This window comes from Enterobacter sp. B79-1 (genome assembly GCF_057444735.1).
Genome location: NZ_JBYAZJ010000002.1, coordinates 470,861 through 493,552 on the forward strand (window position 1 = coordinate 470,861; position 22,692 = coordinate 493,552).

At 55.4% G+C, this 22,692-nt stretch carries 22 protein-coding genes and 1 riboswitch; of the genes, 10 read left to right on the top strand and 12 right to left on the bottom strand.

Features of this window, described 5'->3' with window-relative positions; all coding sequences use genetic code 11:
• Position 1: 1 nt before the first annotated feature.
• The 3 genes from cspE to rlmA all read left to right on the top strand — a co-directional run bounded on the left by cspE (position 2) and on the right by rlmA (position 3,032).
• Complete coding sequence (gene cspE, locus AC2T6E_RS10045; protein ID WP_001062678.1) at positions 2 to 211, top strand: transcription antiterminator/RNA stability regulator CspE; 210 nt, start codon at positions 2 to 4, stop codon at positions 209 to 211.
• 236 nt (positions 212 to 447) lie between these two features.
• The gene (gene ftsI, locus AC2T6E_RS10050) at positions 448 to 2,148 is read left to right on the top strand and encodes a peptidoglycan glycosyltransferase FtsI (protein ID WP_249218130.1); all 1,701 of its coding nucleotides are present in this window, start codon (positions 448 to 450) and stop codon (positions 2,146 to 2,148) included.
• A 68-nt stretch (positions 2,149 to 2,216) separates the two neighbouring features.
• Positions 2,217 to 3,032: a 23S rRNA (guanine(745)-N(1))-methyltransferase gene (gene rlmA, locus AC2T6E_RS10055; RefSeq protein ID WP_486691531.1), complete on the top strand. Its 816-nt coding sequence runs from the start codon at positions 2,217 to 2,219 to the stop codon at positions 3,030 to 3,032.
• On the opposite strand, the gene mntP is transcribed toward rlmA, so the two are convergent.
• The 5 genes from mntP to manX all read right to left on the bottom strand — a co-directional run bounded on the left by mntP (position 3,029) and on the right by manX (position 7,180).
• Positions 3,029 to 3,595, bottom strand: a complete 567-nt coding sequence (gene mntP / locus AC2T6E_RS10060; RefSeq protein ID WP_010432671.1) for a manganese efflux pump MntP — start codon at positions 3,593 to 3,595, stop codon at positions 3,029 to 3,031. The two genes, rlmA and mntP, sit on opposite strands and share 4 nt — an antisense overlap.
• A 9-nt stretch (positions 3,596 to 3,604) precedes the next feature.
• Positions 3,605 to 3,795, bottom strand: a riboswitch (yybP-ykoY riboswitch).
• 197 nt (positions 3,796 to 3,992) lie between these two features.
• Entirely contained in the window at positions 3,993 to 4,451 is a 459-nt protein-coding gene (locus AC2T6E_RS10065; RefSeq protein ID WP_089598210.1) for a DUF986 family protein, read from the bottom strand.
• Positions 4,452 to 4,505: 54 nt separating this feature from the next.
• Complete coding sequence (locus tag AC2T6E_RS10070; protein WP_006810994.1) at positions 4,506 to 5,357, bottom strand: PTS mannose transporter subunit IID; 852 nt, start codon at positions 5,355 to 5,357, stop codon at positions 4,506 to 4,508.
• 12 nt (positions 5,358 to 5,369) lie between these two features.
• The gene (manY, locus tag AC2T6E_RS10075) at positions 5,370 to 6,170 is read right to left on the bottom strand and encodes a PTS mannose transporter subunit IIC (RefSeq protein WP_008500490.1); all 801 of its coding nucleotides are present in this window, start codon (positions 6,168 to 6,170) and stop codon (positions 5,370 to 5,372) included.
• Positions 6,171 to 6,217: 47 nt separating this feature from the next.
• Positions 6,218 to 7,180 carry a PTS mannose transporter subunit IIAB gene (gene manX, locus AC2T6E_RS10080; protein ID WP_010432678.1) on the bottom strand — a complete coding sequence of 321 codons (963 nt, stop codon included), beginning with the start codon at positions 7,178 to 7,180 and terminating at the stop codon, positions 6,218 to 6,220.
• 461 nt (positions 7,181 to 7,641) lie between these two features.
• On the opposite strand from manX, the gene yoaE reads away from it, so the two are divergent.
• Positions 7,642 to 9,201, top strand: coding sequence for a CNNM family cation transport protein YoaE (yoaE, locus tag AC2T6E_RS10085; RefSeq protein ID WP_108417601.1), 1,560 nt, complete (start codon positions 7,642 to 7,644; stop codon positions 9,199 to 9,201).
• Positions 9,202 to 9,207: 6 nt separating this feature from the next.
• Here the strand turns inward: yoaE and AC2T6E_RS10090 are convergent, their stop codons facing one another.
• From AC2T6E_RS10090 to pabB, 4 genes are all read right to left on the bottom strand, one after another.
• Complete coding sequence (locus AC2T6E_RS10090; RefSeq protein WP_486691536.1) at positions 9,208 to 10,806, bottom strand: EAL domain-containing protein; 1,599 nt, start codon at positions 10,804 to 10,806, stop codon at positions 9,208 to 9,210.
• Between the two features lie 130 nt (positions 10,807 to 10,936).
• On the bottom strand, positions 10,937 to 12,301 hold the full coding sequence (gene sdaA / locus AC2T6E_RS10095; protein ID WP_010432687.1) for an L-serine ammonia-lyase: 1,365 nt from the start codon (positions 12,299 to 12,301) through the stop codon (positions 10,937 to 10,939).
• A 184-nt stretch (positions 12,302 to 12,485) separates the two neighbouring features.
• Entirely contained in the window at positions 12,486 to 13,064 is a 579-nt protein-coding gene (locus tag AC2T6E_RS10100; RefSeq protein ID WP_108417604.1) for a CoA pyrophosphatase, read from the bottom strand.
• Positions 13,065 to 13,067: 3 nt separating this feature from the next.
• A complete protein-coding gene (gene pabB, locus AC2T6E_RS10105; protein WP_486691590.1) occupies positions 13,068 to 14,396 on the bottom strand; it encodes an aminodeoxychorismate synthase component 1 in 1,329 nt (442 codons plus the stop codon).
• A 61-nt stretch (positions 14,397 to 14,457) separates the two neighbouring features.
• Between pabB and AC2T6E_RS10110 the strand changes: the two genes are divergently transcribed.
• Positions 14,458 to 14,649 carry a YoaH family protein gene (locus AC2T6E_RS10110; RefSeq protein ID WP_108417606.1) on the top strand — a complete coding sequence of 64 codons (192 nt, stop codon included), beginning with the start codon at positions 14,458 to 14,460 and terminating at the stop codon, positions 14,647 to 14,649.
• A 6-nt stretch (positions 14,650 to 14,655) separates the two neighbouring features.
• Here AC2T6E_RS10110 and AC2T6E_RS10115 read toward each other — a convergent pair whose 3' ends face one another.
• Positions 14,656 to 15,000 carry a RidA family protein gene (locus AC2T6E_RS10115; RefSeq protein WP_008500498.1) on the bottom strand — a complete coding sequence of 115 codons (345 nt, stop codon included), beginning with the start codon at positions 14,998 to 15,000 and terminating at the stop codon, positions 14,656 to 14,658.
• A 133-nt stretch (positions 15,001 to 15,133) separates the two neighbouring features.
• Between AC2T6E_RS10115 and yoaA the strand changes: the two genes are divergently transcribed.
• The 5 genes from yoaA (at position 15,134) to rnd (ending at position 21,513) form a co-directional block, all read left to right on the top strand.
• Complete coding sequence (gene yoaA, locus AC2T6E_RS10120) at positions 15,134 to 17,044, top strand: DNA repair helicase YoaA (protein ID WP_100166045.1); 1,911 nt, start codon at positions 15,134 to 15,136, stop codon at positions 17,042 to 17,044.
• 66 nt (positions 17,045 to 17,110) lie between these two features.
• Entirely contained in the window at positions 17,111 to 17,806 is a 696-nt protein-coding gene (gene tsaB / locus AC2T6E_RS10125; RefSeq protein WP_253179496.1) for a tRNA (adenosine(37)-N6)-threonylcarbamoyltransferase complex dimerization subunit type 1 TsaB, read from the top strand.
• A gap of 37 nt (positions 17,807 to 17,843) precedes the next feature.
• The gene (locus AC2T6E_RS10130; protein ID WP_253179495.1) at positions 17,844 to 18,425 is read left to right on the top strand and encodes a Slp family lipoprotein; all 582 of its coding nucleotides are present in this window, start codon (positions 17,844 to 17,846) and stop codon (positions 18,423 to 18,425) included.
• Positions 18,426 to 18,628: 203 nt separating this feature from the next.
• A complete protein-coding gene (fadD, locus tag AC2T6E_RS10135) occupies positions 18,629 to 20,314 on the top strand; it encodes a long-chain-fatty-acid--CoA ligase FadD (protein WP_126816329.1) in 1,686 nt (561 codons plus the stop codon).
• Positions 20,315 to 20,397: 83 nt separating this feature from the next.
• Positions 20,398 to 21,513 (top strand): ribonuclease D, encoded by a 1,116-nt coding sequence (gene rnd, locus AC2T6E_RS10140; RefSeq protein WP_214605736.1) that lies wholly within the window; start codon positions 20,398 to 20,400, stop codon positions 21,511 to 21,513.
• Positions 21,514 to 21,586: 73 nt separating this feature from the next.
• Here the strand turns inward: rnd and minE are convergent, their stop codons facing one another.
• Positions 21,587 to 21,856 (bottom strand): cell division topological specificity factor MinE, encoded by a 270-nt coding sequence (gene minE / locus AC2T6E_RS10145; protein ID WP_010432714.1) that lies wholly within the window; start codon positions 21,854 to 21,856, stop codon positions 21,587 to 21,589.
• A gap of 3 nt (positions 21,857 to 21,859) precedes the next feature.
• The gene (gene minD / locus AC2T6E_RS10150) at positions 21,860 to 22,672 is read right to left on the bottom strand and encodes a septum site-determining protein MinD (protein WP_089598218.1); all 813 of its coding nucleotides are present in this window, start codon (positions 22,670 to 22,672) and stop codon (positions 21,860 to 21,862) included.
• Positions 22,673 to 22,692: the final 20 nt, after the last annotated feature.

Sequence of the window (22,692 nt, forward strand, 5' to 3'; positions counted from 1 at the left end):
AATGGCAAAGATTAAAGGTCAAGTTAAGTGGTTCAACGAGTCTAAAGGTTTTGGTTTCATTACTCCTGCTGACGGCAGCAAAGATGTGTTCGTACACTTCTCTGCAATCCAGGGTAATGGCTTCAAAACTCTGGCTGAAGGCCAGAACGTTGAGTTCGAAATTCAGGATGGCCAGAAAGGCCCAGCTGCAGTTAACGTAACTGCTATCTGATCGAACCACTGCTGACTGAAGTGCCTGGCGCTTCAATCTCAGATATAAAGCCTCGCGTATCGCGGGGCTTTTTTATTCTGTTATCTTTCAAAATATTACCATACCTCTTCTGGTTAGTAACTTGTTGCAAAGCTACGAGGTTATTAGCATTGTTTCCTCTCCTTCAGATCGGTTTTTCCCGTTAAATCAGGGCGTTGATCAACAGCCCTGAGGCTCAGGTGAAAAAGAAAACCATAATGACCACCGGAAACTTTACTCCGGCGCGTTTTGCTCTGCTTTGTTTTGCTATTTTTTGCAGTCTGGCTTTTTTGCTGGGCCGGGTGGCCTGGCTGCAAATCGTTAAACCTGACAACCTGGTTAAGCAGGAGGACATGCGCTCGCTGCGTGAGGTCGCCATTGATGCTCCGCGCGGAATGATCGTGGACCGCGAGGGAAGGCCGTTGGCGGTGAGTGTGCCTGTCCGTGCGGTATGGGCCGATCCTAAAACGGTACTGGCAAAAGGTGGCGTAGGGTTTGACGACCGCTGGCAGGCGCTGGCCAATGCGCTGCATCTCTCTTTGAGCACGCTGTCGTCGCGAATAAACAGCAATCCGCAGGGACGGTTTATTTACCTGGCCCGTCAGGTCGATCCTTCACAGGCGCAGTGGATAGACAAACTCAACCTGCCGGGCATTAATTTACGCGATGAATCCCGCCGCTTTTACCCTGCGGGACATGTGGCGGCCAATCTTATTGGCTTTACCAATATCGATGGACAAGGAATTGAAGGTGTCGAGAAAAGTTTCAATACTCAGTTGATGGGCAAGCCTGGCGTCCGACAGGTGAGGGAAGACCGCTATGGGCACGTGGTTGAAAATCTGACGGAAGTGGCACCCGTGCCTGCCCATAACATTCAGCTGAGTATTGATGAGCGTCTGCAAACTATCACTGAAGATGCGCTCGATAATGCGGTGGCGTGGAATAAAGCCGAGTCGGGGGCGTCGGTATTAATCAATATCCAGACGGGCGAAATTCTTGCGATGGCAAGCTATCCGGATTTTAACCCTAATAATCGCGAAGGGGCGACGTTAAACGATTTCCGTAATCGTGCGATCAGCGACACCTTCGAACCGGGTTCGACCGTCAAACCGCTGGTGCTGATGACGGCGCTGCAGCAGGGGCTGGTACAGCCGGACAGCGTGATTGACACCCACCCGTACATGCTTGACGGGCACCGTATCCGCGATGTGGGTTACTACCCTGAACTGACGATGACCGGCATTCTACAAAAATCGAGCGATACGGGCGTGTCACGCCTCTCTCTTGCGATGCCGGTCCAGCATCTCATTGATACCTACCGAAACTTTGGTTTCGGCACAAACACTGGCCTTGGCTTAACGGGGGAAAGTGCGGGGCTATTGCCACAGCGTAAATTCTGGAGCCAGCTCGACAGGGCGACGTTTGCATTCGGCTATGGCCTGATGGTGACGCCGCTTCAACTGGCGCATGTTTACGCCACTATCGGTAGCTTTGGTCTTGAGCGTCCACTCTCTATTACCCGTATTGATCCTCCCGTTATGGGGCGCCGGGTGATGTCAGAGGCGATTGCGCATGAAGTCGAACATATGATGGAAAGCGTTGCGCTGCCGGGGGGCGGCGGTGTTAAGGCCGCAGTACGTGATTATCGCGTGGCGGTGAAAACCGGGACGGCGAAGAAGATTGATGACAGCGGGAAATATGTCGATAAATATGTTGCCTATACTGCTGGCGTTGCGCCTGCCAGCGATCCGCGCTTTGCGCTGGTGGTGGTCATCAACGATCCTCAAAACGGCGCCTACTACGGCGGTGCCGTCTCCGCGCCGGTGTTCAGCGAAATTATGGGTAACGTGCTGCGTCTGGAGAATGTGAGGCCGGATGGCCTACCGGCGGATTCTGACCACCTTATCGTCATGCGTTAACCCCGGCGTTTATAAGACGGGCGAATAGCGGTACACTTCGCCCTTTAGTTTATGCCCCCGGAGTTGTCATGTCCTTCAGTTGTCCCCTTTGCCATGCGCATCTGCTGCGCTCAGAGAAAAGCTTTACCTGTCCGCAGGGACATCAGTTTGATATGGCCAGGGAAGGGTACGTGAATCTTCTCCCTGTGCAGCACAAGCGCTCCCGCGACCCGGGTGATAGTGCAGAGATGATGCAGGCACGCCGTGCGTTTCTGGATGCAGGACATTACCAGCCGCTTCGCGATACCGTTGCACAGGTGCTGGCGCATCGCCTGCCTGATAATGCTACCGCTGTGCTGGATATCGGCTGTGGCGAAGGCTACTACACGGCAATGTTTGCAGGGATTGCCCGCGAGAAGGGCGCAGAGACTTTTGGTCTGGACGTGGCAAAAGTGGCGATTCGCGCGGCGGCAAAACGCTATTCAGCCGTAACGTTTTGTGTGGCATCCAGCCACAGGCTGCCGTTTGACGACGCCAGCATGGACGCCATTATCCGCATTTATGCGCCCTGCAAAGCGGAAGAGCTGGCGCGCGTAGTGAAAGCGGGTGGCTGGGTGATCACCGTCACGCCAGGACCACGGCACCTAATGGAATTGAAAGGGCTGATTTACGACGAAGTGCGTTTGCACGTGCCTCACTCTGAACAGCTGCCGGGTTTTATGCTGCAACAGGAACACACTGTGGCGTATGAAATGGAGCTCAAAGGGGAGGAGGCAGTAGCGTTACTGCAGATGACGCCGTTCGCGTGGCGGGCAAAACCAGAGGTGTGGGAAACGTTATCAAAGCAGACCGTTTTTCGCTGCCAGACTGATTTCAGTATCCACGTCTGGCAGCGCGAGGTTTAACCGGCAAAATGCGCCCAGAGGATTTGAGCGCCAATACCGATTAACACGATACCGCCCAAAATTTCGGCTCGCTTGCCCAGCAGCGGGCCGATAAACCGACCCACCATCATCCCCAGCGTTGACATAATCAACGTAGCGCAACCGATGGCCAGTGCAGTTGCAATAATATTGACCTGCAGGAATGCCAGACCGACACCGACCGCCATAGCATCGAGGCTGGTGGCAATCGCCGTGGTGACCAGCAGCCAGAAGCCGTGGCGATGTTGTGGCTCATCATCCTCATCGCTGTTACCGCGAAAACCTTCGATGACCATTCTCCCTCCCAGGAACACCAGCAGGACGAATGCAATCCAGTGGTTCCACTCCAGCACGAACTGGCTGGCGAGCATCCCCAGACCCCAGCCAATAAGCGGCGTTAGCGTTTCGATAGCACCAAAAATCAGGCCGGTACGCAGGGCTTCTGAGAATTTAGGTTTGTGGAGCGTGGCGCCTTTTCCGATGGAAGCAGCAAATGCGTCCATGGACATGCCAAAAGCAAGGAGGATCGTAGCGGAGATGTTCATAACAGCGTCCAGACCGGGGATATCCATATGACACATCACTGCCCCCAGTAAACAGCAGTTGATGTATCTATGGTCTCGCCTGATCGCAACACACCTGAAATGTGCTGAAAGCGATCCGTACGCGCCACGTTTTTCAACGAGTATGTTGACACGTACATTTCCTGAGAACAGGAAATCGGCTACTCCCCAACGACGGGCGCAACCTTAACATATTTTGAGAATATAAAACAACAACGAAGCAGGCTTAATTTAGCTGCTTTTCTGATAACGATTTTCATTTAGATTTATGCGTGAAAATATCGTTAATAAATATAAGTTAAGATGATGGGGGATATAGCAACGGCTATATTGTCTGCACGCGAATATCGGACTTTATAGCCGATGCTATAATAATAACCTATTGAGTTTTAAGGAGTAATCTGGAGATCTTTTCAAGGTCATCAATATTCTTGACCCGAATCAGCAGACGACGCTGTTCTAATTGCATCACCAACACACCGTCTTCGGATAAATTCATCTCTTTAATGCGGTTATATTCTATCCAGACATTGGCGAAGAAGAATCCGTGTTTTTTAAAAATGATTTTTGGCGAGCGGATCCAGAACAGGTAAATCGCCATTAATGCCAGCGCACATAATAACCATGTGGTTAATAGTGCACCGTTGCTGGTCACGTTGTTGTAGATCAGAATGACGATCAGGCCCGCGAAGATGAATCCATCAACGCGCCCGCGTCGCAGAAGGGGAAGAGAAAGCAGCGTCTCGCCGTGGCGGCGGGGCATGATGAACTCGTCATAGATCGCGTAAGCCATAAGGGCAACAATAAACAAAACCAGTACGATGTCCGTGACAGTCATTCATCCTCCAGATAAAAAGACCGGGGGCAAGCCCCCGGCGTATAGCATTGAAACTTATAGGCCCAGCAGACCGACAGCGTAGCCCGCGATACCGATGACGAAGAAGCCAACGATGATCCACAGCGGGTTCACTTTCTTACGCAGCAGCCACATACAGGCGAAGGTCAGCAGCAGCGGCACCAGGCCCGGCATCAGCTGGTCCAGAATCGTCTGCACGGTAGTCACACGCGTCTGACCATCCTGGCCGGTGATGGTCGATACCACCAGCGGGATGTTTACGTGCGTCCACTTGTTAACCAGTGCCCCCATCACAAACAGGCCGAGGATTGACGCCCCCTCGGTCAGTTTCTGCAGGAAGCCGCCGCCCATGTCCTTAACGATATCCACGCCTTTACGGTAGCCGTAAGCCACACCGTAGTAACGGGTCAGCAGGCGTACTGCGTTGAAGAGGATGAAGAACAGCAGTGGGCCAAGCAGGCTGCCGCTCATCGCGATACCGGCACCCAGTGCCGCGAAGACTGGACGAACGGTGCCCCAGAAGATCGGGTCACCGACACCGGCCAGCGGGCCCATCAGGCCGACTTTGATACCGTTGATGGCACCATCGTCAATCTCTGCGCCGTTCGCACGCTGCTCTTCCATCGCCAGCGTTACGCCCAGTACGGGGGCCGCAACGTAAGGATGGGTGTTGAAGAATTCCAGGTGACGCTTAATCGCCTGACGACGTGCTTCGTTGTTTTCCGGATACAGGCGTTTGATTGCCGGTACCATGGAGAAGCAGAAGCCCAGCGCCTGCATACGTTCGAAGTTCCATGAACCCTGGAACAGGTTAGAACGAATGAACACGCCACGAATATCACCCGGAGTGAGTTTTTTCTCAGTGGTAGTTTTTGTCATATCAACCATTTCGCTCACCTGCTAGTCCAGTTCGTTATCGAGATCGTTGTTACCAGCAGCCTGCGCTGGGGCACCCGCGACGCGGTTATATTTCGGGCTGAGCTGGATGTAGAGAATCGCCATCACTGCACCAATCACACCCAGCGCGACCAGGTTGAAGTTGGTGAAGGCGGCGGTCACGAAGCCGAGGTAGAAGAACGGCATCAGGTAGCCTGCGCGCATCATGTTGATGACCATCGCGTAACCGACAACCACGATCATGCCGCCTGCGATGTTCAGACCGCCGGTGACCACTTCTGGAATGGCGTTCAGCATGCTCTGGACTTCACTCGTACCGACAGAGATCGCCACGATAACCGCCGGGATCGCAATACGCATCGCTTGCAGGAACAGGGACGACACGTGGATCCAGGATAGCGCCGTCAGGTTGCCGTTTTCGGCCGCCTTATCCGCCGCGTGCTGGAAGGCAACGGTGATGGTACGCACGATGATGGTCAGAACCTGGCCTGCTGCAGCCAGTGGGATCGCCAGGGCGATACCGGCACCAATGCTTTGATGACCGGCAATAACCAGAACGGTTGAGATAATCGACGCCAGCGCGGCATCGGGCGCAACCGCTGCACCGATGTTCATCCAGCCGAGGGCGATCATTTCCAGGGTACCACCGATGATGATACCGGTTTTCATATCACCGAGAACGGCACCGATCAACGTACAGGCCACCAGCGGACGGTGGAACTGAAATTCATCAAGTACGGATTCCATACCCGCAATACATGCGACGACGAACACCAGCACAATCTGAAGAGTGGTAATCTCCATTGTACTTCTCCTATTGCATAAGCTTTATGTGAAAAACCGGCGCGGGCTTATTTCCCAACTTTGCCGATCAAATCCATCATTTTCAGTTTCTGATCCGTGGAAACCTTACGGGCTTCCAGCTCAATACCGCGTGCATTCAGCTTGTTGAATGCCTCAATATCTTTTTCATCAACCGAAATCGCGTTGTTGACCTGCGTTTTGCCCTGACGGAAAGCCATACCACCAATGTTAACGGAGGTGATTTTCACGCCGCCTTCAACAATGCGCTCGACGTCTGTTGGGTTAGTGAACAGAAGCATCACGCGCTCGCCCGCATATTTCGGGTTGTTGTAGACGCGGATCATCTTGGCCACATCCACCACGTGCGCGGTAACGCCTGGAGGGGCAACCTGAGTCAGAAGGGTTTTACGTACGGTATCCGCAGCCACTTCGTCACTGACGACGATGATGCGGCGAACGTTGGTCTCTTTGGTCCAGCGTGTCGCCACCTGGCCGTGGATTAAGCGGTCATCAATACGCGCAAGCCCGATGACCATATAATCGTTCGGGCCCATCGGTTTCGCTGGGGCTGCAGCTTTCGGTGCCGCCGCAACCGGGGCGGGTTTTTCAACCGGTTGCGCTTTCAGCGCCTTAACGCCTTCACGCCCGGTTTCCACCGCCAGGGCCACAAGCTCATCGAAGCTCGGGTTGTCGTCGCGCGCCATGAAGGTTTCCACCAGCATCGGGATATTCACCCCGGCGACAACTTCATAGTGCTCTTTATCGACGACAATGCGGCTGGCAGCATTAAACGGGCTGCCGCCCCACGTATCGACGAGAAACAGCACGCCTTTGCTGGTATCCAGCTTCGCGAGTTGAGCGTTGTACTTCTCTATCAGCGTCTCGGCGTTTTCACCGGGAACGAAATCGATCCAGCCGACGTTTTCCTGCTCGCCCAACAGCATCTCTGCCGTCTTGAGTAGCTGCTCAGCAGCCCAACCATGTGTGCCTATGACAATAGCAATGGTCACTTGCTACCTCCTTTTATTATCATTAATACGCCTGTCGGGCAGACGTACTGAGAATCGTATTGGCGAACCGAATCGATTCAGATAAGGGTTAGAGTTAAATTAACTAAGACTTCCGCGAATTATTTTAGACAGTGAAAAAATAATTTATGTGATGAAGATCCGTAATTTAGCTTTCCCGATCGAGAAAATTCTCAACACAAATTTAGTCTTATTGCGTTTTTGCAAAAGAACGTAAATCTTTGCGTAAAACCTGTTATCTCTGATATGTTTAGCCTCCGTTTAATTGTTCAGGAGTACAGGGCTACAGCCCGCTATATGGACCGTCACCGACGTCAGTCATCTACCAGGCCATTCCGCGCCTTTTTCGCCGGCGATCCTCGCCAGATCTCGTCTCTGTTTGCCTCTGTTTTGCCCACATTGAGTGGGGCACCGTTTTGTCATTCCTTTAGCAGGAGCTTGTCATGGAATTCTTAATGGACCCGTCAATCTGGGTAGGATTGCTCACGCTGGTCGTACTTGAGATCGTTCTCGGTATTGATAACCTGGTGTTCATCGCCATCCTTGCTGACAAACTGCCGCCAAAACAGCGTGATAAAGCACGTCTGATTGGTCTGTCGCTGGCCTTGATCATGCGACTGGGCTTGCTGTCCGTCATCTCGTGGATGGTCACGCTGACCAAGCCACTGTTCTCCGTGATGGATTACACCTTCTCCGGCCGTGACTTGATCATGCTGATCGGGGGGATATTCCTGCTCTTCAAAGCGACGACGGAGCTACACGAACGGCTTGAAAACCGGCAGCATGATGATGGTCATGGTAAGGGCTATGCCAGCTTCTGGGTCGTGGTTCTGCAAATTGTCGTGCTTGACGCGGTCTTCTCGCTGGATGCGGTTATTACCGCGGTCGGTATGGTGAACCACCTGCCGGTGATGATGGCGGCTGTCGTCATTGCGATGGCGGTGATGCTGCTGGCGTCGAAACCGCTGACGCGTTTCGTGAACCAGCACCCAACGGTGGTCGTGCTGTGTCTGAGCTTCCTGCTGATGATTGGTCTCAGCCTGGTGGCAGAAGGCTTTGGCTTCCATATTCCGAAAGGCTACCTGTACGCCGCGATTGGTTTCTCAATCATCATTGAGCTGTTTAACCAGATTGCGCGCCGTAACTTCATTAAGCAGCAGTCAAACCAGCCGCTGCGCGCCCGTACCGCTGATGCGATTCTGCGCCTGATGGGCGGTCGTCGCCAGGTGAACGTGCAGTCTGATAGCGAGAGCCGTAACCCGGTTCCGGTCCCTGAAGGGGCATTTGTTGAAGAAGAGCGCTACATGATCAACGGCGTGCTCTCCCTGGCCTCCCGTTCCTTGCGTGGGATAATGACCCCGCGCGGTGAAATCAGTTGGGTGGATGCCAACCTGAGCGTGGACGAGATTCGCCAGCAGCTCCTCTCTTCACCGCACAGCCTGTTCCCGGTGTGCCGTGGCGAACTGGATGAAATCATCGGCGTGGTCCGTGCCAAAGAGATGCTGGTGGCGCTGGAAGAGGGCGTCAACGTGGAAGCGATTGCGGCCTCGTCGCCTGCGATTGTCGTTCCGGAAACGCTGGATCCCATCAACCTGCTGGGCGTGCTGCGTCGCGCACGCGGTAGCTTCGTTATCGTCACCAACGAATTTGGCGTGGTTCAGGGTCTTGTCACGCCGCTGGACGTACTGGAAGCGATTGCGGGGGAATTCCCGGATGCGGACGAAACGCCGGAAATCGTTGCGGACGGCGAAGGTTGGTTGGTCAAAGGTACTACTGACCTGCACGCGCTCTCGCACACGCTGGGGCTGGAAAATGTCATTAACGATGAAGAAGACATTGCCACCGTGGCAGGGCTTGTGATTTCGGTTAACGGTCAGATCCCGCGTATCGGCGATGTGATTGAACTGCCGCCGTTGCATATCACCATTGTCGAAGCCAACGACTATCGCGTTGATATGGTGCGTATTGTTAAAGAGCAATCTGCACACGACGAAGAAGAGTAAACTTTTTCAGCGTAACGGCATTAAGGGCACGATGTGTCCATTGTGATGTGCTGGCGGGGGAGAACTTCCCGCCAGCCATTTCGGAAACTCCCGCAGCGGCATTGGCCGCGCAAAGAAATATCCCTGCAAAATATGCACCCCGTGGCGACGTAAATACCGTGACTGTTCCTCGGTTTCTACTCCTTCCGCCACCAGTTCAATATTCAGCCGCTGGCCCAGCGCAATAATGATATCCGTCACCGTTGAGTTTACGGCATCGGTCCCGATGGCGGTGGTGAAGGATTTATCAATTTTCAGCACGTCAGGATGGAGCTTTTCGAGCCAGGAGAGTGAACTGTTGCCGGTGCCAAAATCATCAATGGCGAGCTTAACGCCTTTTCGATGCAGCTCGCGCACTATGCGGTAATCCACGTCCCTCAGGGCATCGCGCTCCGTAAGCTCAACCACCAGCTGCTGGGCCGGGTTTGCACTGAACCACGATTGATTCAGATCCTGCAGCAGGGCGGCGTGGCGGAAGTGGCTGGCGGCCACGTTAATACCGATATGAAAATCGGACGTGGCCGGGAAGTAGCCTATCTGACGTACCGTTTCGGTGATGACATAGCGGGTGAGCGGAATAATCAGGTTGTGTTCTTCTGCCAGAGGAATAAATACGTCCGGCGAGATCCACCCCTGACGAGGGTTATTCCAGCGCAGCAGGATCTCAACGCCGACGCAATCCTGGGTGCGGGCATTGACCAGAGGTTGGCAAAACAGCTCAAATTCCCGCGCCGCAAGCCCCATGTTGATTTCCCATGTAAAGCTCATTCGACGCGCGGTGGCCAGCCAGGCAATGTAGCCCAGCAGCAAGCTCAACATCAGTGCCAGCGGTAATTGTGTCGGCAGATTTTTGAGTGCTATTGAGCCTGGACCCGGCCCGCTCACGGTGATGCTGAAGGGGTAGCGCGCTGATGCCAGCGACAGAAGCACATCGCCATCATCAAACGTCAGGGTATCCGTAACCTGCTGACCGTAGCGCAGGTAATGATTACCGACGGATAAACCCACATCGGTAATCAGTGGTCGCTGCGGTTCAAGGATCATTCTGGTGAGAAGGTCGATATTGACAATCTCCATCACCCCGTCTTCGCCGTCACCTGAGGCCGGATACCACTGAATGAGGATCGGGCTGCCCTTTAGCAACCACTGGTCGGTCGACAATACCAGCCGGGGTTCTTGCGCGGGAAAAATCGGCAGGAACGTGCTTGCAGGCACGCTGCGTGAACCGAAAATACTCGAGCAGTAGAGAAGTCCATCTTTAATCAGGGCAATTGAGCGGACGGTCTGCAGAATGGCCGCCTGTTTGCGTAATACCAGTTGGGCCTGGCTGCAGGGCTGTCCAACCAGGGCCTGTAAAACATCTCGGCGGTTTTCCAGTGAAAGCAGCACTTTTTCGAGGGAGTGTACCGTATGGTCGGCAAAATTCTGGATGCGCTCCTGATTGACGTTACGCTGCGAAATAAACCGAATGCCCAACGTCAGGATGAGCGTAAGGAGCGCAACCGTGACACAGACGATAACGCGTTTTCGGCGATAATCTTTAATGATCGCTTGTGCTTTTTGCATGAACGGTCGCTCTGTAAGCCACCAGCCCCAAAAGCCGGACGCAACAGAGAAAGTGTAGTGGGGATTACATAATGAGACGAGGCGTGAGGTTAAAATTCGCCCATCCGTTGCAGATGGGCGAAGGGAAGTATTAGTCGCACTGCACCTTAATGGCCAGACCGCCTCGTGAGGTTTCACGGTATTTGGCGTTCATGTCCTTGCCGGTTTCGTACATGGTTTCGATCACTTTATCCAGTGAAACGCGAGGTTCGCTGGTACGACGCATCGCCATACGGGAGGCGTTGATCGCTTTCACCGACGCAATGGCGTTACGCTCGATGCAAGGCACCTGCACCTGGCCTGCCACCGGGTCACAGGTCAGCCCCAGGTTATGCTCCATGCCGATTTCAGCCGCCACGCACACCTGCTCAGGGCTTGCACCCAGCAGTTCCGCGAGGCCAGCCGCCGCCATGGAGCAGGCTACGCCCACTTCACCCTGACAGCCTACTTCCGCACCAGAAATTGAGGCGTTCATCTTGTACAGCGCACCGATCGCACCCGCCGCCAGGAAGTAACGGATGTAGATATCCGCCGTCACCGGTTCGATAAAGTGGTCATAGTAGGCCAGTACCGCTGGCACAATGCCGCATGCACCGTTGGTTGGCGCCGTCACGACGCGGCCACCGGCGGCGTTCTCTTCGTTCACGGCCAGGGCAAACATGTTCACCCAGTCGACCACGTTCATCGGATCGTTAGAGAACTTGTCCGTCGTCACCAGCATACGGCGCAGCGCGGAGGCACGGCGCGGCACGCGAAGTGGACCCGGCAATACGCCTTCGGTATTCATCCCGCGATCGATACAGGCACGCATGGTTTGCCAGACGTTTGCAAAATAGTCTTCAATCTCTTTCTTGCTGTGCAGCGCCAGTTCGTTCTGCATCACCATGCCGGAAAGCGACAGGCCGGTCTCTTTGCAGTAGCCCAACATCTCGGTAGCAGATTTGAACGGGTAGGGCACGTTAACGTCGCCTACGCTGTCTTTGCCAAAATGTTCTTCATCAACGATAAAACCGCCGCCGATGGAGTAGTAGGTTTTGCTGTAGATCTCTTTTTCGCCGTTCCACGCATGGATGGTCATGCCGTTTTCATGCAGCGGCAGGTTGTCGCTGCGAAAACGCATGCCGTCATCCTGTGGGAAATCCACTTCGTGCTGGCCGTTTGCCAGCAGCAGGCGACCGCGCGCTTCCACGTCGCGGATAAATGCCGGAATGGCATCAATATCAACGGTGTCCGGCATATTACCTGCCAGACCCATAATAATGGCGATATCGGTGTGGTGGCCTTTACCCGTTAATGACAGCGAACCGTAGACATCTACGGCAACACGGGTAACGCTTTCCAGTAATCCTTTTTCGACCAGATCATCGACGAACTGTTTACCGGCCTTCATCGGCCCTACAGTGTGGGAAGAAGACGGACCAATCCCCACTTTGAACATGTCGAATATACTAATCACTTTTACACTCCTGACAGGGTTACCGGGGTTCCAGTAACGATGTTATAACTGCGCATAGTGTAAGAGGGAACACCAACCTCGGCTTAACTATTCACATGAATTAAACTAATGGTTAACGATGGTTTTGCTAATAGCGCGACAGCGATCGCAAACCTGCCAGAAAAGGGTGGAATGTAAAGTATAGTCAAGGTTTCAGGCCGATCTGCAACGCCAGCTCACGAATGATGCCCGCCGTCATGCCCCAGACAAAATAATGCTGATACCAGGACAACCACACCCGATGGTCATGTCCACGACGCTGAATATCCAGCGGGTGATAACGGCTCAGTCGGAGGGCTTCTTCCAGCGGCATTTCAAACACCGCAGAGACTTCATCGACGCTGGCGTGATACTGAAGATCGGGCGGAATAATGCCGACCACCGGGGTGACCTGAAAACCGGTGACGCTGTCTACAGGGGGTAATACGCCAACGATCTCGACGGCTTCCGGTGGAATCGCGACCTCTTCCTGTGCTTCCCGCAGCGCGGCGGCAATCAGCGACGCATCGGTGCTATCCACTGCGCCGCCCGGAAAGGCGACCTGACCGGCATGTTTACGCATATGCGGCGATCGCTGGGTGAGCAGCAGGCCCGGCTGTTCGCGCCGCACCACCGGGATCAGCACCGCCGCCTGACGTTGATTCAGCGCTTCACGGTTCACCGCAGGTCGCAAAAGCTGAAAGCGCGACAAAAAATCATCCAGCGTCAGGTTCTCTTTTTCCACCCGTCAGGTCTCCAGCTGTTGAAGGATACGGTTAACTTTATCAAAAGTTTCCTGATATTCCGCATCGACCTGGCTGTCGGCCACAATGCCGCCCCCTGCGGAACAGTACAGATTCCCGTCGCAGGCGGTTAGCGTGCGGATAGTGATACTGGTATCCATGGTCCCGCAAAGGCTCACATAGCCGATGCTGCCGCACCAGGCGTTGCGGCGGTGCGGCTCCAGTTCATCGATAATTTCCATCGCCCGCACTTTGGGGGCGCCGGTGATGGAGCCTCCCGGAAACGCGGCGCGGAGCAGATCGCAGGCTGTGCGCGAGGCGGGCAGCTGTGCGGTGACGGTGCTGACAAGATGATGCACCGCCGGGAAAGGCTCGACGACGAACAGTTCGGGCACGCGGACGCTGCCCGGCACCGCGACCCGGCCAATATCGTTACGCATCAGGTCTACGATCATCAGGTTTTCCGCGCGGTCTTTCGGGGAGGCGGCGAGTTTTTCCGCCTGCTTGCGGTCGGCCTCGGGATCGGCAAGACGCGGCAAAGTACCTTTAATCGGACGGGTTTGAATCGTGCCCTCGGTCAGATGAATAAAACGCTCGGGCGACAGGCTGAGGACCGCCCCCTGTTCCAGACGCACAAACGCGCTGAAGGGCGCCTTATTGCTGGCATTAAGACGGGTAAACGCCTGCCACTCATCTCCCCGGTATGTCGCCTGGAAACGTTGGGCGAGGTTGACCTGGTAGCAGTCACCGCTGTGCAGATACGCCTGAACGCGCGCGAATTTTTCGGCATACTCCTCTGGGCTCATATTTGAACACCAGTCGGAGGTCAGCGTGAACGGCTCTGCAGGTGCAGGCCGTTGCGCCTCAAGCCACACCAGACGCGCCTGCACGTCACGATGGCTTAGCAGGGAAACCGTTTTTTTCTGGTGATCAACAATTAATGCCCAGTCGTAAAGCCCCACCGCCATATCGGGCAGCGGAATATCATCCTGAGCAAGATCAGGCAGCGTTTCGAAACGGCGACCCAGATCGTAACCAAACAGGCCCAGCGCGCCCCCCTGAAAAGGCAGGTCCGGGTTCGGTGTGGCAGATAAGCCCAGCGCGTTAATGGCTTGCTGAAGCTGCACCAGCGGATCGTCCGTTAACGGCAGGTCATCGGTTGTCAGCGTCTTGACCGGGTCGGCCACGATAATATCAAACCGGCTGTAGGGGTGATCCGCATGGCCGGAGTGCAGCAGCATCGCAAACGGAAGGTGGCTCAGGCGAGCAAACCAGAACTCAGCGGCATCAGCACGCCAGGGCAGGGTAATAACAGTGGGGAAGCGCATGTTCATGTATGGCATACTACCGGGCAGCGTGAAATAATTAGCGCGAATAATTTAGCAGGAGTTGACGATGTTTGCAGGTTTACCTTCTCTGAGCCATGAACAGCAGCAGAAAGCGGTTGAACGTATCCAGGAACTGATGTCCCAGGGGATGAGCAGCGGACAGGCGATTACCGTTGTCGCTCAGGAGATTCGCGCCAGTCATTCCGGCGAGCGGATCGTGGCGCGATTCGAAGATGAAGATGAAGATCAAGAAGAGTAATCGTGCTTACACCGCCGCGATAATCTTGATCTCGACCTTGTACTCCGGTTTCATCAGCGTGGCCTGTACGGTGCAGCGTACAGGCGCGTGACCCGCTACCACCCACGCATCCCAGGCTTTGTTCATCGCCGCGAAATCGTCCTTGTTTGCCAGGAAAATCGTCGCATCCAGAATGCGCGATTTGTCGCTGCCCTGTTTTTCCAGCACCGCGTCAATCTGCGCCAGGGTGTTCGCCGTCTGCTCGAACGCATCCGCGTCCAGGTTAGCCGGTACGCCGGTGTAGTAGAGCGTCTGGTTATGGATCACCACATCAGACCAGCGGGCTTCGGCATCAATGCGCACAATCGTCATAAACGTTTCCTCGTTATTTTGCGTATTCAGGCGGCAAGACTGCCATATTGTGCATCTGTCGTCACTATTTGGGGTGGCACATGAAAGGATGGGCTGACATAATCCCTGTGCAAAAATACAGTGAGAGAGCACCGTGGCAGACGATTTTTCCCCTGAAGGTCAATTAGCGCAGGCTATCCCCGGCTTCAAACCCCGTGAACCTCAGCGTCAGATGGCGCACGCCGTTGCGCACGCTATCGATAAGGCTCAGCCGCTGGTGGTCGAAGCCGGAACCGGCACGGGTAAAACCTATGCTTACCTTGCTCCGGCGCTGCGTGCGAAGAAGAAGGTGATTATTTCCACCGGATCGAAGGCGTTGCAGGATCAGCTCTACAGCCGCGATTTGCCCACGGTGGCGAAAGCGCTGAAATACAAAGGGCGTCTGGCTCTGCTGAAAGGGCGTTCTAACTACCTTTGCCTTGAGCGTCTCGAGCAGCAGGCGCTGGCGGGTGGCGATCTGCCGGTACAGACGCTGAGCGACGTCATTATCCTTCGGTCATGGGCGAACCAGACCGAAGAGGGGGACATCAGCACCTGCGCGAGCGTGCCGGAAGACTCTCCTGCCTGGCCGCTGGTGACCAGCACCAACGATAACTGCCTCGGCAGCGATTGCCCGCTGTACAAAGACTGCTTTGTGGTTAAAGCCCGCAAAACTGCCATGGACGCCGACGTCGTGGTGGTAAACCATCACCTGTTTCTCGCGGATATGGTGGTCAAAGACAGCGGTTTCGGCGAGCTGATCCCCGAGGCTGACGTGATGATCTTTGATGAAGCGCACCAGCTCCCGGATATCGCCAGCCAGTATTTCGGCCAGTCGCTCTCGAGCCGCCAGCTTCAGGACCTGGCGAAAGATTTCACCATCGCCTATCGCACCGAATTAAAAGATACCCAGCAGTTGCAGAAGTGCGCCGACCGCCTGGCGCAGAGCGCGCAGGATTTCCGCTTACAGCTTGGCGAGCCGGGCTATCGCGGTAACCTGCGCGAACTGCTGGCGGACAAAAATATCCAGCGCGCGCTGCTGCTGCTCGATGATGCCCTGGAACTCTGCTACGACGTGGCGAAACTCTCGCTTGGACGCTCCGCGCTGTTAGATGCAGCGTTTGAACGCGCCACACTGTATCGCGGGCGGCTCAAACGGCTGAAAGAGATTAACCAGCCGGGCTTCAGCTACTGGTATGAGTGCACCTCGCGGCATTTCACGCTGGCGCTCACGCCGCTGACGGTGGCGGATAAATTTAAAGAGGTGATGGCGCAAAAACCGGGAAGCTGGATCTTCACCTCGGCAACCCTGTCAGTGAATGACGATCTGCATCACTTCACGGAACGTCTTGGCATTGAGGAGGCGGAATCGCTGCTCCTGCCCAGCCCGTTCGATTACGAAAAACAGGCGCTGCTCTGCGTTCCCCGTAATCTGCCGCTGCCGAACCAGCCGGGCGCGGCGCGCCATCTGGCGGCGATGTTAAAACCGATGATTGAGGCCAACAACGGCCGCTGCTTTATGCTCTGCACCTCTCACGCCATGATGCGTGACCTCGCCGAGCAGTTCCGCGCCACCATGACGCTGCCGGTTCTGCTGCAGGGCGAAACCAGCAAAGGCCAGCTGTTACAGCAGTTTGTTTCTGCCGGTAATGCCCTGCTGGTGGCGACCAGCAGCTTCTGGGAAGGGGTCGACGTGCGCGGCGATACCCTCTCGCTGGTCATCATCGACAAACTGCCGTTTACTTCCCCGGACGATCCGCTGCTGAAGGCGCGGATGGAAGATTGCCGTCTGCGCGGAGGCGATCCGTTTGACGAGGTTCAGCTGCCGGACGCGGTGATTACCCTCAAGCAAGGGGTAGGGCGTTTGATCCGCGACGTCACCGATCGCGGCGTGCTGGTGATCTGTGATAACCGACTGGTGATGCGCCCTTACGGCGCCACCTTCCTCGCCAGCCTGCCGCCCGCCCCGCGGACGCGGGACATAAAACGCGCGGTGCGCTTCCTGGCAAACCCAACGGCGGAGTAATTTACCCCGGAGTGTGCTAAGATGCGCGCCATTTTGTGACTGACCCTTGCGAGAGCGCGACGACTGATGCGAATTCTGGCTATTGATACCGCGACAGAGGCTTGCTCTGTCGCTCTGTTAAACGACGGTGTTGTTTCTGCTCATTTCGAAGAGTGCCCACGGGAACACACCCAACGTATTCTGCCCCTGGTAAAAGCCATGTTAACCCAGGGCAACACCTCCTTAACCGACCTCGACGCGCTGGCCTTTGGCCGTGGCCCTGGCAGTTTTACGGGCGTGCGTATCGGGATTGGCATTGCGCAGGGGCTGGCGCTGGGCGCTGAACTGCCGATGATCGGCGTCTCTACCCTCGCCACCATGGCGCAGGGTGCCTGGCGTATGACTGGCGCAACCCGCGTGCTGGCGGCCATTGATGCCCGCATGGGCGAAGTTTACTGGGCTGAATATACCCGTGATGAAAACGGCGTCTGGCACGGGGAAGAGTCGGAAGCCGTGTTGACGCCTGAAGCCGTCACCGAACGCCTGAAACAGCTCTCAGGCGAGTGGGCGACGGTAGGGACGGGCTGGCCGGCATGGCCGGAAATGGGGAACGACACCGGCGTAACGCTGGTTGACGGCAATATGCTTCTGCCTGCTGCCGAAGATATGCTTCCCCTTGCCTGTCAGCTGTTCGCGAAAGGAAAAACCGTTGCCGTTGAACAGGCTGAGCCGGTTTATTTACGAAACACCGTTGCGTGGAAGAAACTTCCAGGCCGCGAGTGAATCTCAGTAACAGGAACTGAGAAAAAGGAGTCGCATCATGGCGGTTCAAACTAAAGTTGTTCGCCTTTTAATGGCAGGCGCTGTTGCCACAGCACTGAGCGGTTGCGTAACCGTTCCTGATGCGATTAAGGGCAGTAGCCCAACGCCACAGCAGGATCTGGTGCGCGTCATGAATGCGCCTGAGCTGTATGTTGGGCAGGAATCGCGCTTCGGCGGCAAGGTGATTGAGGTCTTTAACCAGCAGGGTAAAACCCGTCTGGAAATTGCGACGGTGCCGCTGGACAGCGGTGCCCGCCCCGTTCTGGGGGAGGCCTCGCGCGGGCGCATTTATGCTGACGTCAGCGGTTTCCTTGACCCGGTCGATTTCCGTGGGCAACTGGTGACCGTTGTTGGGCCGATTACCGGTTCGGTGCAGGGCAAAATCGGCAGCACGCCGTATAAATTTATGACTATGCAGGTGACGGGCTACAAACGCTGGCGTATTGCCCAGCAGGTCGTCATGCCGCCACAGCCGATCGATCCGTGGATGTGGGGTCCTCATCCTTACCGTTATGGTTACCCCGGCTGGGGCTGGTATAACCCGGGCCCGGCGCAGGTTCAAACGATCGTAACTGAGTAACTAACTGTTATTATTAGGAAAGAGACAGCGGCTCAGCCGCTGTCTCTGTTTTTTTACGGATAAAATGAAAAAAAAGAGTGACGCGCTTCGCAACCTGCAATCTGAACAATTAATAAACTGGTACGCTGAGTTAATATAATGTTAACAAACTGTTTATTATCGGGGCTGTGATGACGACGAATACTCATTTCAGAGGTGATGCATTGAAAAAGGTTTGGCTTAACCGGTATCCCGCAGATGTGCCTGCGGAGATCAATCCTGACCGTTATCAATCCCTGGTTGAATTATTTGAACACTCGGTGCGGCGTTACGCTGACCAGCCTGCGTTTGTGAACATGGGCGAAGTGATGACCTTCCGTAAGCTGGAAGAGCGTAGCCGGGCGTTTGCGGCGTATTTACAGGAAGGGCTGGGACTGCAAAAAGGGGACCGCGTCGCGCTGATGATGCCAAACCTGCTGCAATACCCGGTAGCGCTGTTCGGCATCCTGCGAGCCGGGATGATTGTCGTCAACGTGAACCCGCTGTATACCCCGCGTGAACTTGAGCATCAGTTGAACGACAGCGGCGCGGTCGCAATTGTCATTGTCTCGAATTTTGCCCACACGCTGGAAAAAGTGGTCGACAGAACCCAGGTAAAACACGTCATTTTGACGCGCATGGGCGATCAGCTTTCCACGGCCAAAGGCACGCTGGTTAACTTTGTCGTTAAATACGTGAAGCGGCTGGTACCAAAATATCACCTGCCGGACGCCATTTCCTTCCGCCGTGCGCTGCACGCGGGCTACCGTATGCAATACGTCAAACCGGAAGTGGTATCAGAGGATCTGGCGTTCCTGCAGTACACCGGTGGCACCACCGGCGTGGCGAAAGGCGCGATGTTGACGCACCGGAACATGCTGGCGAACCTTGAACAGGTGAACGCCACTTACGGGCCTCTGCTGCATCCGGGCAAAGAGGTGGTGATCACCGCGCTTCCGCTGTATCACATCTTTGCGCTGACTATGAACTGCCTGCTGTTTATTGAGCTGGGCGGTCAGAACATCCTCATCACCAATCCGCGCGATATCCCGGGCCTGGTGAAAGAGCTGGCGAAATATCCGTTCACCGCCATGACCGGGGTGAATACCCTGTTTAATGCGCTTCTCAATAATAAAGAGTTCCAGCAGCTGGATTTCTCCACGCTGCACCTCTCCGCAGGCGGCGGGATGCCCGTTCAGCAGGCGGTCGCCGAGCGCTGGGTGAAGCTGACCGGTCAGTATCTGCTTGAAGGCTATGGTCTGACGGAGTGCGCGCCGCTGGTGAGCGTGAACCCGCACGACATTGACTACCACAGCGGCAGCATTGGCCTGCCTGTTCCGTCGACCGAAGCGAAGCTGGTGGATGATGAGGATAACGAAGTGCCTCATGGTGAGCCAGGCGAGCTGTGCGTACGAGGACCGCAGGTGATGCTGGGCTACTGGCAACGTCCGGATGCTACGGACGAGATCATCAAAGACGGCTGGCTGCATACCGGCGATATCGCCGTGATGGACGACGAAGGTTTCCTGCGCATTGTCGATCGTAAGAAAGACATGATCCTGGTCTCCGGCTTTAATGTCTACCCGAACGAAATCGAAGACGTGGTCATGCAGCACAGCGGCGTGCTCGAAGTGGCGGCTGTGGGCGTCCCTTCCGGCAGCAGCGGTGAAGCGGTGAAGATATTTGTGGTCAAGAAAGATCCTTCGCTGAATGAGGAAGAGCTGATAACCTTCTGCCGTCGTCAGTTAACGGGCTACAAGGTGCCGAAGCTGGTGGAATTCCGCGATGAACTGCCAAAATCCAACGTCGGGAAGATATTACGACGAGAATTACGTGACGAAGCCCGTGCCAAAGTAGACAATAAGGCCTGAGCTTCACGTTAATCGCCCAGACGCCGGTTAAGCCGGCGTTTTTTATGGGCGCAAACAAAAGAGAAAATGATTTGAATTACCAGATGATCACGACCAACGACGAGCTGGCTTCGCTGTGCGAAGTGACGCGCGACTATCCCGCCATCGCCCTGGATACCGAGTTTGTCCGTACGAGAACCTATTATCCGCAGCTGGGCCTGATTCAGATGTACGACGGCAAACATGTCTCGCTGATTGACCCGCTCGGTATTACCGACTGGGCACCAATGCGCGAGTTGCTGCTGGATACGGCCGTGACCAAATTCCTGCATGCGGGCAGTGAAGATCTGGAAGTGTTTATGAATACCTTTGGCATCATGCCGCAGCCGCTCATTGATACGCAGATCCTCGCGGCGTTCAGCGGGCGTCCGCTCTCATGGGGCTTTGCTGCCATGGTTGAGGAATACACCGGCCTGACGCTGGACAAAAGCGAATCCCGTACCGACTGGCTGGCGCGTCCGCTGACCGAGCGTCAGCTGGACTATGCGGCGGCAGACGTCTTCTACCTGCTGCCGATTGCTGGACAGCTGATGAAGGAGGCAGAAGCCTCCGGCTGGCTGTCTGCTGCGCTGGATGAGTGCAGAATGACCCAGCTGCGTCGTCAGGAAGTGGTTGACCCGAAAGAGGCCTGGCGCGATATCACAAACGCCTGGCAGCTTCGCACGCGTCAGCTGGCGTGCCTGCAGCTGTTAGCGGACTGGCGTTTGCGCAAAGCGCGCGAGCGCGATCTGGCCGTGAATTTTGTGGTGCGTGAAGAGCATCTGTGGGCGGTCGCGCGCTACATGCCGGGCAGCATGGGTGAACTGGACAGCATTGGGCTTTCGGGTAGCGAAATTCGTTTCCACGGCAAAACCCTGCTCGCGCTGGTGGCGCAGGCACAGCAAACGGCGGATGAAGACCTGCCGGAACCGCTGCTGAATCTGATGGATATGCCGGGCTATCGTAAAGCGTTTAAAGATATCAAGGCGCTGGTGCAGGACGTCGCAACGGAAAGCAAGCTGAGCGCGGAGCTCCTGGCATCACGTCGTCAGATTAATCAGTTGCTGAACTGGCACTGGAAGCTGAAGCCGCAGAATGGGCTGCCGGAGCTGATGGCGGGCTGGCGCGGGGAATTGATGGCCGATCGCCTGAATACGCTGCTGGAAGGTTATCCGCGATAAAAATATGCCGGGCAATATACCCGGCATATTCCCCCGGTGGCGCTGCGCTTACCGGGGCTACGAAATCACAAACCTACGGACGCGACTCTTCCGCTTCTGGCAACGTAACGTTTAGCTCCAGAATCGAAATATCCCCGTCTTTTTGCTCCAGCTGTACGGTGACCATCTCCGGGTCAATCTGCACGTACTTACAGATCACTTCCAGGATGTCCTTGCGCAGCTGCGGCAGGTAGTGAGGCTCGGCGTCGCTACGACGACGCTCCGCAACGATAATTTGCAGACGTTCTTTTGCGATGTTGGCGGTGCTTTTTTTCCGCGAGAGAAAAAAGTCCAGTAATGCCATAACTTATCCTCCGAACAGGCGTTTGAGGAAACCTTTCTTCTCTTCTTCAATGAAGCGGAAAGGACGTTCTTCTCCCAGCAGACGGTCAACGGTATCGGCGTAAGCTTTACCTGCATCTGCCATCGTATCCAGAATCACTGGCTCACCCTGGTTAGAGGCGCGTAACACGGACTGATCTTCCGGGATAACGCCAACCAGTTTGATGCGCAGGATCTCCAGCACGTCTTCCATGCTCAGCATGTCACCTTTGTTCACGCGGCCCGGGTTGTAACGGGTCAGCAGCAGGTGCTCTTTGATCGGTTCCTGACCATTTTCCGCACGGCGGGATTTAGAGGCGAGGATACCGAGAATTCGGTCTGAGTCACGCACGGACGAGACTTCAGGGTTCGTGGTGATGATGGCTTCATCCGCGAAATAGAGCGCCATCAGCGCACCGGTTTCGATACCGGCAGGGGAGTCACAGACGACGAAGTCGAACTCCATCTTTTTCAGATCGTCGAGCACCTTTTCCACGCCTTCGCGGGTCAGCGCGTCTTTGTCACGGGTCTGAGACGCCGGAAGAATGTAGAGGTTCTCGGTGCGCTTGTCTTTAATCAGCGCCTGGTTAAGCGTGGCATCGCCCTGGATGACGTTTACGAAGTCATACACGACGCGACGCTCACAACCCATGATCAGGTCCAGGTTACGCAGGCCGATATCGAAATCGATAACGACGGTTTTCTTTCCCTTCTGGGCCAAACCAGTAGCGATGGCCGCGCTGGAGGTGGTCTTGCCAACGCCTCCTTTACCCGAAGTAACAACAATAATGCGTGCCATAGAAATTCCTTGTTAAAAAG